Source organism: Clostridium estertheticum (assembly GCF_018861295.1).
GTDB lineage: Bacteria > Bacillota > Clostridia > Clostridiales > Clostridiaceae > Clostridium_AD > Clostridium_AD estertheticum_D.
In genome coordinates, this window is sequence record NZ_JAHLDM010000001.1 from 441,580 (window position 1) to 455,944 (window position 14,365).

Consider the following 14,365-nt stretch of genomic DNA (forward strand, 5'->3'; position numbering starts at 1 on the left):
CGAGCATAAATGGGCAAAATAATTTTAGTAACTGGTGGAAGTCGAAGTGGAAAAAGCACTTTTGCTGAAAACATTTTTAAAGATACTGATGATGTTTTATATATTGCAACAGCAATAGTTACAGATGAGGAAATGGGCGATAGAATTAAAAAACATATAGACTCTAGAAATGCAAGATGGACAACCTTTGAGGGCTTTTATGATTTAGATAAGGCTATAGACAAATACGATATAAGCAATATATTGCTTGATTGCGTTACAATTATGATAACTAACTTAATGTTTAAGGAAAAAATAGATTTTGATAAAATATCTATGGGGAAAATAGACGAATTACTAGATGATATAAAAACTCAGTTTGAAAAGTTAATATTAAAAGCTAGGGTAGCAAATATTAATTTGGTTATGGTAACTAATGAAGTGGGTTCTGGGCTTGTACCTGAGAATAAGCTTAGTAGAGTATTTAGGGATATAGCAGGGTTTGTAAATCAATACATAGCAAGTCAAAGTGATGAGGTATATCTAATTTCTTGTGGGTTACCTTTAAAATTAAAATGAATATTATTATCTAGGAAAGAGGTGAACCTTGCAATGGTAGGCCGTTGCAAGCAATGAAATGAGAGAATATTTAAATGATTTTTTGCTGTTTTTTCAGTTTTTTACGAGAATACCTATAAATAAAAGTTTGAACTGTGAGAAAGATAATTTCAAGAGAGGATCTATATTTTTTCCTATAGTAGGATTATTTATAGGAATCGTTCAATGGATAGTTTATTATCTGTTAATAAAAGTGTTACCAGTAAACATTACCGCAGTATTTGTAGTTATAATACCAATAATTATTACTGGAGGATTGCATGTTGATGGACTTGGAGATACATGTGATGGCTTCTTTTCGCTAAAAGGTGATAAATATAAAATTATAGAAGTTATGAAAGATAGTTCAGTAGGTACTTTCGCGACTATCGCTATAGTATTTGATATGTTAGCACGATATGCGGCGGTGACTACTATTATACAAATTGATTTACCATTTATATTAATTGCGGCTCCAATAATTGCAAGATTTACTGTGGTATTTATATCTTTTATAGGTAAAAATGCTAAAGAGACAGGTTCAGGTAATATATTTATTGGCAATATTGATGTTAAAAGACTAGTAATTGCAGGGGTAATAACTATTATACTTGGAACTTTATTAATAGGAATCAAAAATAGTGTTATAGTAATAATTCCAGCGTTATTTTTAAGTTTCCTGTTTAATAAATTTTGCGAGAGTAAAATTACAGGACTCACAGGTGACAGTTTGGGAGCTAATAATGAATTAGTTGAGATTTTAACAATGATATTGTTTATAGCAGTAATTTAGGGAAGCCTCAGGTGGGGACGGTTAACAATTAATTAGCTTATATTTGGGTGCAAATTTTTTTAAAATTTGCACCTTTTTACGATTAAATTTACTAATTAATATTTTATTTCCAGTGCTTGTCCAATGTTAGCCCAATAAATATAGTTAGCTGTCATTCTGAAATTTTTATTGATTACATGAATATGAAAATTAATAAAAATTAAGCATAACATTTAATGAAATCATCAATAATATTTCCATATTTTTCTTCTGTCCCAATTAAACCTATACCAATAGTGCTTAATCTAGATATTCTAGCTTGTGTAATGTTACCAAGTATGTTAGATATATCTTTTGATTTAAAATTGCATAGACTCCTCATTAAAACAACAGCTAAAGCTTTTGCATTAACGAAATTTCTACTGTACTTCGTATAAAAATGGATTTTTGATATATTCATCTTTAATGCTATAAAATCTAATATGTCATCTGATTTAAAATTGCGTACCAGTATGTTCCTTTCACTATTATAATCTGTTTTTTCATCTTCAAACTCCATTTCCTGTTCTAATTTTTCTTCATTACACCTAAAGAGAAGGTTATAGTAATTTTTCCTTGCACTTTTAAGGTTATCACCAAAGAGACTCATAACAAATACATAATCAACTAAGTTAAAAGAATCAGTTGTTTTTCCTAAAAATATTGATAGACTAGAAAAAGTGTATTTTTCAGGAGAATCTTTATATTCGATTATATCTGTAGGATTATTGTGCATATAAAGAGATAAGGTCCTTAAATATCTATCGCTATAAACTATTTTGCTCTTAAATCTATCTTTAAAAAGGTGTCCTTCTCTTTTATATTTTCTATTAAAGTACATTGCATAAGAAAAATTTATACCATGCATTATTTTTGATATATCACAGCCATTAGCATCAATCACTAAATGTGCGTGGTTATCCATAAGGCAGTACCCGTAAAGCTTAAAATTATGGAGAGTTTTATACTTCTTTATAAGTAACAAATATCGTTTCTTATCTTCGTCATCCTTGAATAAAGTTATTTCACTTATACTTTTGCACATGATATGAAATATCGACTCATCTGTTTTTACTCTTGCCGTTCTTGGCACAAAAATCACCTCTCCTCATAAAGTATTATTTTAATTGTTTCCCATGGAGTATAATGCTATTCATTTTTTTTAGGTTAATGTTCATTAGTTGTTAACCGTCCCCGCCTTAGATGTTATCTAAAACAGCAATTAGTTGTTAACCGTCCCTCAACTTTCTTTATGGGGCTAAAGAAAATCCTCCAACCCTTAAGTTTTATAATGATATTGACACCACCACTTAATTATAATAAACTAATAGTACAATAGAATATAATTTTAGGTGCCTAGAGTATTAGGTGAAAAGGGAATGTGGTTTAAGTCCGCAGCAGCCCCCGCTACTGTAATTGAGAAATCAAAAGCCAGGAGACCTGCCTAAATGATGTTAACAAAGCTTTCGGAGGGAAAGAACTTTTTAATGCAGTTAATTTTATTACGAATTAATTAAAAAGTAGTCGCTATCTTAAGTGAACTACTTTTTGTTTTTTTGAAAAGATATTAGGAGCAAACAGAGTTCAAAATTCCGAAAAATACATTATAAGGTGGAAGAAAACAATGAAGAAAGCAATTTTAGTTGTAAGTTTTGGAACAACATATGAAGACACAAGAAAAGTAACTATTGATGTAATAGAAAATAAAATAAAAAATACCTTTGTAGATTATGATATAAGAAGAGCGTTTACTTCGCATGTTATTCTTAAGGTTCTTAAAAATAGAGATAATATTTATATAGATACACCAGAGGAAGCTTTGGAAAAACTAAAGAATGAAGGTTATAATGAGGTAATTGTTCAGCCTTTGCATGTTATTCCAGGAGCGGAATTTGATTATGTAAACAATGTAGTTAATAAATATAAGGAATGCAATGCATTTGACAATATTTTGGTAGGAAGACCTCTTATATGTTTTAAGGGAGAAGAGGCTGGTGTGCCGGATGATTACACAATAATGGTGGACGCTTTATCAAATCAATTACCAAAAGATGACACAGTAATTTTAATGGGGCATGGTACAAATCATATTGCGAATGCAGTATATTGTTGCTTCGAAAGTGTTCTAAGGGATAGAGGGTTTAAAAACGTTCATGTAGCAACAGTGGAAGGGTATCCGACTTTGGATAGAGTAATACCAAATGTTATTGCGCAAGGAACTAAGGAAGTTATTCTGATGCCACTGCTCTTAGTTGCAGGAGATCATGTTAAAAATGATATGGTTGGAGAAAAGGAAGAGTCATGGAAAAATATTTTAGAAGCAGAGGGATTTAAAGTAAGAATACACCTACATGGATTAGGAGAAAACATCGGTGTACAAGATATTTATATACAACATATTAATGATGTAATTAATGAAAAATTTAAAAATGTAGGAAAAACACATAAGGGTATTTAAAATCATTCGTGGCTACTTGTAGATGAAATTATAAGTACAAGAGGAGTCAAAAGAAGAAAGGAAGGCATTTAATGATACATGGTGGAGATATTTATACTAATGGATTACTTGAGGGACGAGAACTAATAGATTATAGTTCTAATATAAATCCACTTGGCGTTCCTAAAAGTTTTATTGACAATATTAGTGGTGCAGTAGATGCATTAACTAGATATCCAGATATTCAATATAGGAGTGTATTAAAGGCACTCGGCAAATACATTAGTTGCCCAGAGGAGTATTTTGTTTTAGGAAATGGGGCAGCAGAAATAATTGATTTAGTTATATCTTGCCTTAGAAGTGTACTAATTGTAGTACCTTCCTTTGTAGAGTATGAAATTGACGCTAAAAAGTGGGCTTGTAATATAGAATACTCGCACTTAAAAGAGAATTTTAATGGGACTGTTTTGCTAAAGCATAAGTATGCTCAGCTCTCTTATGATTATGATGATATTCTTAATAAATTACGAAGTGTAGAAGGGGTAATTATAGCTAATCCTAATAATCCTAATGGTAATATAATTGATAAAGCTAAGTTTCAAAAAATTCTTGATTATTGTGAGAGTAATAATAAAATCATAATAATAGATGAGGCTTTTATAGAATTTACGGGAGATGATTTGCACAGTTTTGCGCAGAGTGTTAAAACTTATAAATGTTTATTTGTAATAAAGGCTTTAACGAAATTTTTCGCAATGCCAGGCATAAGATTTGGGTATGGAGTTAGCAGTGATGCTAAATTAATAAAAAAAATTAAAGATAAACAAAACCCTTGGAATATAAACTGTTTTGCAGAAGTTGCAGCAATTAATGTGCTAAAGGATGTCGAGTATATTGAAAAAAGTAAACAATGGATAAGAAATGAAAGACCTATTTTCTTAAAAGCGTTAAATAGTATCTCATTTATAGATAAGGTCTTTTTAACCTATGGTAATTTTGTGTTATGTAAATTAAAAGAAGTAGATGCAGATGAGCTTTATAAACTATGTTTGGATCAAGGCTTTGTTATAAGAAAAGCAGACAATTTCAGGGGGCTGGACAAACAGTTTATAAGGTTAGCTGTTAAGGATAATGTCAGAAATGAAAAATTGATTCGGTGTTTAAAAAAATTAGAACTTTAGGAAAACTTGAGGGACGGTTAAGAACTAATTGACCTTTAGAGCCAGTCCATAAAAGGAAGTGAGTGTAAATGAAGAGTATAGTTATAGCTTCAAATGCAAGTGGTGGTGGTAAAACCACAGTAACCCTTGGGATTATGAAAGCCTTAAAAAATAGGGGCTTCAAGGTTCAGGGTTATAAAGTAGGGCCCGATTATATAGACTCGGCTTTTCATTCAAAGATAACGGGCCAAGATTCAAGAAATCTGGATTTATATCTTATGGGAGAGGCCGGAGTTAAGGCTAGCTTTTCTAGAGGTCACGGTGATTTAGGAGTAGTTGAAGGCGTAATGGGATTATATGATGGTAAAGGCATAGATACATCATATTCTACATATCATGTGTCTAAGGTTTTAGATCTACCTATTATACTTGTACTGTCTCCGAAAGCTCAGGTAGCAACCTTTTGTGCAGAAATAAATGGAATAGTTAATTTTAAAGATGCGAATATACGTGGCATAATATTAAATAACATAACAGAGAGTTACTATAATTTGCTTAAATCGGCAATTAATAAAAATTGTAAAATAAAGGTTTTAGGTTATCTTCCTAAAGATGAGAGATTATCTTTGAAAAGTAGGCATTTAGGGTTAATTCAAAGTAGTGAAATAGAGGATCTTGAGGAAAAAATTGAAGTTTGTTCCAAATTATTAGAAAAACATTTGGATGTGGATCTATTATTAGAGCAATTTAAGGAAAGTAAGAAATATGTAGATGATTTTCATGTTGAAAGTAAGGGCAAAAGAATAGCTGTAGCCTACGATAAAGCTTTTAGTTTTTATTATAAAGAAAATTTAGAGCTTTTAGAGGAACTCGGAGAAGTGATATACTTTAGTCCACTTATTGATAATGAATTACCGAGCAATATTGATTTTCTTTATTTAGGTGGGGGGTACCCTGAGGTATTTATAAAGGAGTTATCTGAAAATACATCTATGATTTACAGTATTAAAAAAGCTCTAGATGGTGGACTACCCTGTTACGCTGAATGTGGAGGATTAATGTACCTTACTTTAGGGGAAAAGAATCTTGGCGAAGAACAAATAGCGCATAAAACTGTTGGCTTTTTTGATGGGTATTATTCCTTGACCACAAAACTTCAGAATTTTGGATATGCAAAGATTAAGGTAGAGGTAGAAAATATTATTTTGCCAAAAGATATGAGCATAAACTGCCATGAGTTTCATAAATCGTTTGTTCATTTACAAGAAGAAAAAACATTTAAACTTTCTAAAGACGTTTATGACGGAAGCAAGAAAAATTGGTTATGTGGATATATTAAAAAAAACACTATAGCGGTATATGGACATGTGCACTTTTTTGGAAACTTATTATGGTTTAAAAAAATTTTTAAATAGGTGGATTAAGTCAATTAATTGTTAACCGTCCCCAACTTTTGGGTCAATTAGTTGTTAACCGTCCCCGTCGGATTCTAGATTCTAAAACAAAAGGAGATTAAAATATGGATTACATAAAAATTCCTATGGATATAGAAAAGAGAAGCTTTGAAATTATTGGAGAGGAAATGGGAGAGCAAGAATATTCACCTAGAGAACTTTCAATAATAAAAAGAGTAATACATACTACAGCAGATTTTGATTACAAAAATATATTATATATTCGAGATGGAGCAATAGATGCGGCTGTAGAGTTACTTAAAAAAGGAGTAACGATATATACTGATACAAAAATGGCGTTAGCAGGTATAAATAAAAAAGCTCTTAAAGATTTGAATTGTAATGCCTTATGTTTTGTTAGTGATGAAAATGTGGCTGAAATTGCTAAAGCGCGTCACATAACACGTTCTATGGCAGCGGTGGAGAAGGCAGTAGAAGATGGAGTTGAGTTCTTTATTTTTGGTAATGCACCTACAGCTTTATTTAGATTAAAGGAATTAATTGAGGAAGGAAAATGCAATGCTAAATTTATAATAGCGACGCCGATTGGTTTTGTGGGAGCTGCGGAATCTAAAATAGAAATTGAAAAATTGGACATCCCAATGATTGTTGTTAGGGGAAGAAAAGGTGGAAGTACAGTGGCCGCATCTATATTAAATGCATTAATGTATATGATAGTGGATAGAGGTTAGCACGTAGCTTAAGAACTTTGTTTTAAAATTCTAAATTATTATAATCGGGGAGAGCAGATATCATATGGATTATCTAATACTATGTATAATCGTACTTTATATTTCAATACTTACAAGTAAGATTGATTCATTGCAAAAACATATAACTCGCATGAATTCAAATTTGATTAAGATCGCAAAGCAGGTTGGAATTCCAGAAGATCCTTTAAATGATGAGTTAAAAAGTATCATAGAAAAAGATGGGAAAATTAAGGCGATAAAAAAATGTAGAGAGGTTACTGGATTTGGATTAAAGGAAGCAAAAGATTATGTTGATAACTTAAAATAAATAACAACCTTAGCAGGGGGTACATGATAATGCTTGATTTATATGTTAATTTTAATGGTAAAAAACTTAGATGTGGATATACAACTGGATCTTGTGCTGCTGCGGCCGCAAAAGCGGCTACGCAAATATTGTTTTATGATACTGATATAGAAGAGATAAAGATAGACACCCCAAAGGGTATAGAATTATTGCTTCCAATATATAAGGTAGTAAAAGGGGAAAACTTTGTTGAGTGCTGCATTATAAAAGATGGTGGAGATGATCCTGATGCAACTCACGGAATGGAAATCTGGTCAAGGGCTGAAAAATCGGAATCAGGATATACATTAAAAGGTGGAAAAGGCGTTGGGATAGTTAGGGGAGAAGGATTGTACGTGCCTAAGGGTGACTGGGCGATTAACCCAGTTCCTAGAAAAATGATAGAAAAAGAAGTAAGGGAAGTGCTGCCTAAAGACGCTGGGATTACAATAACTGTATTCGTACCCGAGGGGGAAGAGGTAGCCAAGAAAACATTTAATCCAAGGCTTGGAATTGAAGGTGGCATATCGATACTAGGAACAACAGGTATTGTAACACCAATGTCACAGGAAGCACTTACAGAATCTATTAATATAGAAATATCTCAAAAAATAGCGCAGGGGCATAAAGATCTCACTTTGGTTTTTGGTAACATGGGGGAAGATATGGCAACGAAGATAGGGCTTAAATCAGATAATATAGTAATGGTTTCAAATTATATAGGATTTGCTTTAAATAGCTGCATGGAAAAACATATAGAAAACATTTTGCTTATAGGTCATATAGGAAAAGCATGCAAGATAGCAGCGGGATGTTTTCAAACTCATAGTAGGGTATGTGATGTGAGGTTAGAAGTGATAGCACTAGAACTAGCTTTAATAGGAGCACCTACTGATATTGTAACTAAGGTTTATAAAGAAAAAACTACTGAGGGTGCAATAAAGTTATTAGAGGATGATTACAATGAAATATATGAAAATATCGCAAATAAAGTAAAGAAAAGATTATTTCAGTATACTTACGAAACAATTCCAGCAGAAGTTATTATGTTTTCTATGAATAAAGGGATTTTGTGTGACACTAGGGAAAATAAGTAGGGACGGTTAACAACTAATGAGCACAATGCTTGTCCTAGCAAATAAGGAATCAAATGAATAATCAATCAAATAAGCGGGGACGGTTAATAACTAATAAACATAATGCTTGTCCTAGCAGACAAGAAATTAAACAGATAATCAATCATCAAATAAGTAGGGACAGTTAACAACTAATGAACATAATGCTTGGACAAACAAGCAATCAATTAAGCAAATAAGCGGGGACAGTTAACAACTAATGCATGAATAAATAGTGAAAGGTTGCAGAAAATATGGTTTATATAGTGGGTATTGGGCCTGGAAACCCAAAATATATTATTCCTTTGGCAGTAGAGACTATGGAAAAGGTTGATGTGATCATAGGATTCGAGAGAGCTGCAGCGAGTATACCTAAAACTAATGTTCAAAAGATAATAGTTAAAACATTAAAGAATATTATGGATTATATAACAGAAAATATTGATAAAGATATCGCAATAATAGCATCGGGTGATCCGTGTTTTTATGGTATAGTAAACTATATAAATAATAACTTTAAAGGCGAAACAGAGATAGTTCCAGGTATAAGTTCTTTTCAATATTTAATGTGTAAGCTCAAAAAACCATGGCAAAATGCCCATCTAGGTAGTATGCATGGAAGGCAAGAAGATTTTATAGAGATTGTGCAAAATCATGAGATATCTGTGTGGCTTACTGATAAAAGTAATTCACCACAAGCTTTATGTAGAAAACTTTTTGATAATAATATTAAAGCTACGATTTATGTTGGCCTAGAATTATCTTATGCGGATGAAAAAATAATAAAAGGTACAGTTGAAGAAATTAAGGATAAAGTTTTTGATGATCTTAGTGTGGTTGTCATAGAAAATATAAATTAATTAGCTACATGATAATATATTAAACTGACTTATAGTTAATTTGTTAAGGACGATTAAGAAGGTATGGCTAGAGACTATTTTACTAGAGATGGAGGGCTTAAAATGGCAAAATTATATGGGGTAGGGGTAGGACCTGGAGATAAGGAACTGCTTACGATAAAGGCAATTAAAACTATTGGGAAATGTGATGTTATAGTAGTTCCCAGTGCTATGAATGGTGGGAAAAGCATAGCCCATGAAATAGCAGAGGAGTATATTAACAAGGACTCAGAAGTGTTAGTTAAACATTTCCCTATGGGTGGAGCGGAGCAGGAAGCGAAGATTTATGAAGCTTTTAAGTCTATTGAAGAAAAATTAAAAGCTGGAAAAGATGTAGCTTTCTTAACTATAGGAGATCCATTTGTATATAGCACATATATATATTTATTAAATTACATTAAGGAAAGTGGATACGAAGTTGAAACAATTCCTGGTATAACCTCATTTTGCGCTTGCGCAAGCATTGCTAATGAGTATCTAGTAATTGGGAATGAACCACTTTTAATACTTCCAGCAACAAGGCTAGATACTATAAAGGATGAAAAATTCCTAGTAATTATGAAGGTTTATAAAATCGAAGAAGAAGTTTTAGATTGTCTAGAAGCAAAGGGATATAAATATGTATATGTTAAAAGAGCTGGTAGAGAAGGACAAGAAGTCCTTCGATGTCGCGAAGATATATTAAAAAATAAAGAATATATGAGTTTAATAATTGCGAAGAAAGAATAAAGGTAGGGACAGTTAAGAACTAATCCTTCAAAACAATAAGCGGGGACAGGTAATAACTAATCAGAGCAAAAGGTAGGGACAGTTAATAACTATTCTAAAAGGAGAGGTGAATTCAATGGTTTATTTTATTGGTGCAGGCCCAGGTGATGTGGATTTAATTACAGTTAAGGGAAGAAATATATTATCGATTGCAGATGTAGTTATTTATGCAGGATCGCTTGTAAGTGCAGAGCATATAACATTTTGCAAAAAAGATGTAATAGATCACAATTCAGCTTCAATGACTCTTGAGGATGTAATCGAGGTTATGAAGAAAGCGGATAGCGAGAATAAAAGCGTAGTAAGGCTTCATACTGGTGACCCAGCTATATATGGAGCAATAAAAGAACAGATGGATGAGTTAGATAAATTGAATATAGATTATTCTATTGTGCCAGGGGTAAGCTCCTTCTCAGCAGCAGCATCTGTTATCAAAAAAGAATTTACGCTTCCAAGTGTAACTCAAACACTTATTCTTACAAGGGTTGAGGGTAGAACTCCAGTGCCAGAAACTGAGGATTTAGAAAAGCTTGCTTCTGTTGGGGCGTCAATGGCCATTTTTTTATCTATAAGTATGATAGATAAAGTTGTCGCAAAACTTAAGGCAGGTTACGGAAGAAATGTTCCAATAGCTGTTATTGAGAGGGCAACATGGGCAGACGAAAGAGCTATTATTGGGACTTTGGATGATATAGCAGAAAAAGTAAAAGAAGCTAAAATAACAAAATGTGCTCAAATTCTTGTAGGTGATTTCATAGATTGTGAATATGAGAAGAGCCTTTTGTATGATAAGACATTTACACATATGTTCCGTGAAGGAAAAAAATAGATAATGAAGGAGATGATAAATTGGGAAAATTATATGTAATTGGAATAGGGCCAGGTGGACTTCCACATATGACAATAAGAGCAATGGACGCCATAAAAGAAAGTGATATAATTGTAGGTTATAACAAATATATAGATATGATAAAACCTCTACTCGCTGGCAAGGAAATATTCTCAACAGGCATGAAGGGTGAGGAAGAGAGATGTAAGAAAGCGTTAGAGCTTAGCCACGGTAAGACAGTCAGCGTGGTAAGTACTGGTGATTCAGGGATTTATGGGATGGCAGGGCTAATTCTTCAGCTAAGAGTGGATGAAGAAGTTGAAGTTATTCCAGGGGTTACGGCCTCATCTGCAGCAGCGTCGGTACTTGGTGCACCATTAATGCATGATAACTGTAATATAAGTTTAAGTGACTTAATGACCCCATACGAACTGATTCAAAATAGAGTAAATCTAGCCGCAGAAGGTGATTTTGTTATATCATTGTACAATCCTAAAAGCAAAGGGAGACCTAATTATTTAAGGGAGTGTATAAATATAATAAAAATGCACAGAGATGGAACTACTCCAATAGCTGTAGTTAAAAATGCACTTCGAGATGGACAAGAAGTAAGCATCTCAACATTAGATACTTTTGACGATAACATAGCTGATATGTTATCAATTGTTATAATTGGTAACAGTCAAAGTTACGTAAAAGATGGTAAATTTATAACACCAAGGGGATATAACGTTTAGAATAACAGAGGAAGGTGAGGGATGGAGTGGAGGGACGGTTAACAACTAATGAGTTTTTAGCATAACAATAAACAGGGGAAAGTTATTAACTGTCTCCGCTTTTATCTGCTTTTTTCGCTTTTAACCACTGCTTTTGTTCGTGATTTTAGGCATCGTAAATGCTACTTAGTTGTTAACCGTCCCCACTATTTTTCCTTGTTTTCCCACTAACACTATTAAGGGTGACAGGAGTGAATGATGATGATAGGTTTAATTGTAGGTACTTCAGAAGGGAAAAATATTCTCTCAGGGTTAAATAAGTTTACAGAGGATATTTTCATATCAACAGCTACAGCATATGGTGCAGAGCTTTTGAAGGATTATAAATATAAAGTTTTTAATGAAAAACCATTAGATTTAGTTGGACTTATGCAAGTTATAAAAGATAATGATATAAAAATTCTAATTGATGCATCTCATCCATATGCGCTAGAAATTACAGAAAATGCAATTGAAGCCTGTAGAGTCTATGGAGTACAATATGTTAGATATGAGAGACCACCTGTTCTTAAGAAGTTTAAGGATAATAAAAATGTTATTATGGTGGAAGATTATGAGAGTCTTTATGAGCATCTTAAAACGATAGATGGAACTATCCTTAATACAACAGGTAGCAGAAATATAGGTAAAATTCTAGATTTTAATTTAAAGAATAGGGTAATACATAGGGTGTTACCTTCAGTTAAGGTTTTAGTAGAGATTTTAGACCTAGGTGTTGAGGTTGAGGATATAGTGGCAATGAAGGGACCTGTAGGATATGAACTGAATTGCGGCTTTATTAATGAATACAGGGCCAAAGCAATACTTATGAAGGATAGCGGAATTCAAGGTGGGACTTTTGATAAAATAAAAGCTGCTATAGATAATAATGTAATGGCATTTATAATTGGAAGAAAACCTATGGAGTATTCAAAAGTATTTTATAGTGAGATAGAAGTTGTAAAATATGTTTCTGGTTTAATGGAAGTAACTGAACAATAAGCGAGTTTGATTTAAAGTATTATGTATGAAAGTGTGACTTAGGGGAATAGAATTACGCAATATAAAAAGGGGCTATCTTAAAATAGAAAGTATATTTCTATTGCGAGATGTCTCTTTTTTCTTTTGTATTTATAATTTAAGTATGATTAATAAAGAAATTACAAAAAGGATTATACCAATAATTGAGAGGTTTATCAATTAGTTTTTCCTATGGGAATATGGATTTTGATGCCATTTTGATGCCTTAAGATGATTAAGTAAGACTACTTAGTCAAATAATGTAGGAATTAGATTGCAAAAAATTAAATAAGGCGTGATTTTTCAGAGAAAGAAAGTTACTAATTGAACGAAGACTCTTTTAAAAATTTGAATTAAGGAATCTACTCATATAGAATTCGTTAATGGAAGATTAGTATTTACAAAAAATATACAGAAATATAGGAAAATATAGAAAAATAGTGACTTATTTGGTATAATAAGATTATAACAAATAAATACAAAAGGGAAATTACTCTTTGTATACGGTTAACTATAAAGCAGAAGATAAGATAGAAGCTATATCATTTTAACAAGAATATGATTGGAAATTTCATATATGGTAATCATGTTTTTAGGTTCTGGGAAAGTAATAAATTTATAAGAAAAAGACGATTAGCATAAATTCATACGTATAGAGTAGATACTTTAATAAAGTGATTAGTCTATATTTGTTTTTTTGTTTTATACGAAATAGCTTGCGCAAACCGCTGTGGATAACATTCTAGCTAAAAATAGATAAAATAAAACAAGAGAAATATGAGATGATTATTTATATTAACAAATTTGAATAAATAAAATAACAATATTACTGGAGGTGATATATGTGAATAGAAAAATTCTAATAGTAGAAGATGATTTAGCAATATCAAACTTAATCAAGCTAACTTTAAATATAGCAAATTATGTAACTAAAGAAGTTTATGATGGATTGGAAGCAATAAATATAATCGAAAATGAACAGTTCGACTTGATACTACTGGATGTTATGCTTCCAAATGTTGATGGGTTTACTATAATGGACAAAATAAGATACTTAGGTATTCCTGTTATATTTCTTACCGCTAAAAACTCAGTTATTGATAAAGTAACTGGATTAAAATCAGGAGCAGAAGATTATATTGTAAAGCCATTTGATGTTCTAGAACTGTTAGCAAGAATTGAAACTGTACTTAGAAGATATGGAAAAGCTAATGATTTTTTGAAATTTAAAGATATTAAAATATATTTAAAAGAAAGAATAGTTAAAAAGAGTGGTCAAATAGTAGATTTAACTCTTAAGGAATTTGAACTATTATGCATATTGGTACAAAATAAAAATATAGCCTTAACTAGACATATACTGTTAGAAAGAATTTGGAAATTTGATTACTTTGGAGGAACTAGAACTGTTGACATGCACATAGGTTCAATTAGAAAAAAATTAGACCTAAGTGATAATGTTAAGACAGTTTATAAAATTGGATATAGGTTGGAGGAATAATT

The 14,365-nt window shown here is 31.8% G+C and carries 15 protein-coding genes and 1 riboswitch; of the genes, 14 read left to right on the forward strand and 1 reads right to left on the reverse strand.

All coding sequences use genetic code 11. The features are described from left to right. Positions 1-9: 9 nt before the first annotated feature. Positions 10-558, forward strand: a complete 549-nt coding sequence (gene cobU, locus KPL54_RS02100) for a bifunctional adenosylcobinamide kinase/adenosylcobinamide-phosphate guanylyltransferase (protein WP_216104163.1) — start codon at positions 10-12, stop codon at positions 556-558. A 58-nt stretch (positions 559-616) separates the two neighbouring features. Continuing rightward, entirely contained in the window at positions 617-1,369 is a 753-nt protein-coding gene (gene cobS, locus KPL54_RS02105; protein ID WP_216104165.1) for an adenosylcobinamide-GDP ribazoletransferase, read from the forward strand. A gap of 199 nt (positions 1,370-1,568) precedes the next feature. Here cobS and KPL54_RS02110 read toward each other — a convergent pair whose 3' ends face one another. Next, positions 1,569-2,480 carry a transposase gene (locus tag KPL54_RS02110; protein WP_268037277.1) on the reverse strand — a complete coding sequence of 304 codons (912 nt, stop codon included), beginning with the start codon at positions 2,478-2,480 and terminating at the stop codon, positions 1,569-1,571. 239 nt (positions 2,481-2,719) lie between these two features. Continuing rightward, a riboswitch (cobalamin riboswitch) is annotated at positions 2,720-2,849 on the forward strand. A 162-nt stretch (positions 2,850-3,011) separates the two neighbouring features. Here KPL54_RS02110 and KPL54_RS02115 point away from each other — a divergent pair. From KPL54_RS02115 to KPL54_RS02170, 12 genes are all read left to right on the forward strand, one after another. Further along, positions 3,012-3,845 carry a sirohydrochlorin cobaltochelatase gene (locus KPL54_RS02115; protein ID WP_216104169.1) on the forward strand — a complete coding sequence of 278 codons (834 nt, stop codon included), beginning with the start codon at positions 3,012-3,014 and terminating at the stop codon, positions 3,843-3,845. A 71-nt stretch (positions 3,846-3,916) separates the two neighbouring features. Then, on the forward strand, positions 3,917-5,005 hold the full coding sequence (locus tag KPL54_RS02120) for a pyridoxal phosphate-dependent aminotransferase (protein WP_216104171.1): 1,089 nt from the start codon (positions 3,917-3,919) through the stop codon (positions 5,003-5,005). Between the two features lie 68 nt (positions 5,006-5,073). Further along, positions 5,074-6,399, forward strand: coding sequence for a cobyrinate a,c-diamide synthase (locus KPL54_RS02125; RefSeq protein WP_216104173.1), 1,326 nt, complete (start codon positions 5,074-5,076; stop codon positions 6,397-6,399). 104 nt (positions 6,400-6,503) lie between these two features. Beyond that, complete coding sequence (locus KPL54_RS02130; protein ID WP_216104175.1) at positions 6,504-7,130, forward strand: precorrin-8X methylmutase; 627 nt, start codon at positions 6,504-6,506, stop codon at positions 7,128-7,130. Between the two features lie 64 nt (positions 7,131-7,194). After that, positions 7,195-7,458, forward strand: a complete 264-nt coding sequence (locus KPL54_RS02135; RefSeq protein WP_216104177.1) for a ribosomal protein L7/L12 — start codon at positions 7,195-7,197, stop codon at positions 7,456-7,458. Positions 7,459-7,487: 29 nt separating this feature from the next. Beyond that, on the forward strand, positions 7,488-8,573 hold the full coding sequence (gene cbiD, locus KPL54_RS02140; protein WP_216104179.1) for a cobalt-precorrin-5B (C(1))-methyltransferase CbiD: 1,086 nt from the start codon (positions 7,488-7,490) through the stop codon (positions 8,571-8,573). Between the two features lie 272 nt (positions 8,574-8,845). Beyond that, complete coding sequence (cbiE, locus tag KPL54_RS02145; RefSeq protein ID WP_216104181.1) at positions 8,846-9,451, forward strand: precorrin-6y C5,15-methyltransferase (decarboxylating) subunit CbiE; 606 nt, start codon at positions 8,846-8,848, stop codon at positions 9,449-9,451. 102 nt (positions 9,452-9,553) lie between these two features. After that, positions 9,554-10,219, forward strand: a complete 666-nt coding sequence (locus KPL54_RS02150) for a cobalt-factor II C(20)-methyltransferase (RefSeq protein WP_216104183.1) — start codon at positions 9,554-9,556, stop codon at positions 10,217-10,219. A 115-nt stretch (positions 10,220-10,334) separates the two neighbouring features. Beyond that, positions 10,335-11,087: a precorrin-4 C(11)-methyltransferase gene (gene cobM / locus KPL54_RS02155; protein ID WP_216104185.1), complete on the forward strand. Its 753-nt coding sequence runs from the start codon at positions 10,335-10,337 to the stop codon at positions 11,085-11,087. Positions 11,088-11,107: 20 nt separating this feature from the next. Next, positions 11,108-11,824, forward strand: a complete 717-nt coding sequence (cobJ, locus tag KPL54_RS02160; RefSeq protein ID WP_216104187.1) for a precorrin-3B C(17)-methyltransferase — start codon at positions 11,108-11,110, stop codon at positions 11,822-11,824. Between the two features lie 240 nt (positions 11,825-12,064). Next, positions 12,065-12,844, forward strand: a complete 780-nt coding sequence (locus tag KPL54_RS02165; RefSeq protein ID WP_216104190.1) for a cobalt-precorrin-6A reductase — start codon at positions 12,065-12,067, stop codon at positions 12,842-12,844. 862 nt (positions 12,845-13,706) lie between these two features. Further along, entirely contained in the window at positions 13,707-14,363 is a 657-nt protein-coding gene (locus KPL54_RS02170) for a response regulator transcription factor (RefSeq protein ID WP_216104192.1), read from the forward strand. Positions 14,364-14,365: the final 2 nt, after the last annotated feature.

Coding starts and splice junctions, on each gene's coding strand:
- cobU (WP_216104163.1), top strand. CDS start 10: ATGGGCAAAATAATTTTAGTAACTGGTGGAAGTCGAAGTGGAAAAAGC.
- cobS (WP_216104165.1), top strand. CDS start 617: ATGAGAGAATATTTAAATGATTTTTTGCTGTTTTTTCAGTTTTTTACG.
- KPL54_RS02115 (WP_216104169.1), top strand. CDS start 3,012: ATGAAGAAAGCAATTTTAGTTGTAAGTTTTGGAACAACATATGAAGAC.
- KPL54_RS02120 (WP_216104171.1), top strand. CDS start 3,917: ATGATACATGGTGGAGATATTTATACTAATGGATTACTTGAGGGACGA.
- KPL54_RS02125 (WP_216104173.1), top strand. CDS start 5,074: ATGAAGAGTATAGTTATAGCTTCAAATGCAAGTGGTGGTGGTAAAACC.
- KPL54_RS02130 (WP_216104175.1), top strand. CDS start 6,504: ATGGATTACATAAAAATTCCTATGGATATAGAAAAGAGAAGCTTTGAA.
- KPL54_RS02135 (WP_216104177.1), top strand. CDS start 7,195: ATGGATTATCTAATACTATGTATAATCGTACTTTATATTTCAATACTT.
- cbiD (WP_216104179.1), top strand. CDS start 7,488: ATGCTTGATTTATATGTTAATTTTAATGGTAAAAAACTTAGATGTGGA.
- cbiE (WP_216104181.1), top strand. CDS start 8,846: ATGGTTTATATAGTGGGTATTGGGCCTGGAAACCCAAAATATATTATT.
- KPL54_RS02150 (WP_216104183.1), top strand. CDS start 9,554: ATGGCAAAATTATATGGGGTAGGGGTAGGACCTGGAGATAAGGAACTG.
- cobM (WP_216104185.1), top strand. CDS start 10,335: ATGGTTTATTTTATTGGTGCAGGCCCAGGTGATGTGGATTTAATTACA.
- KPL54_RS02165 (WP_216104190.1), top strand. CDS start 12,065: ATGATAGGTTTAATTGTAGGTACTTCAGAAGGGAAAAATATTCTCTCA.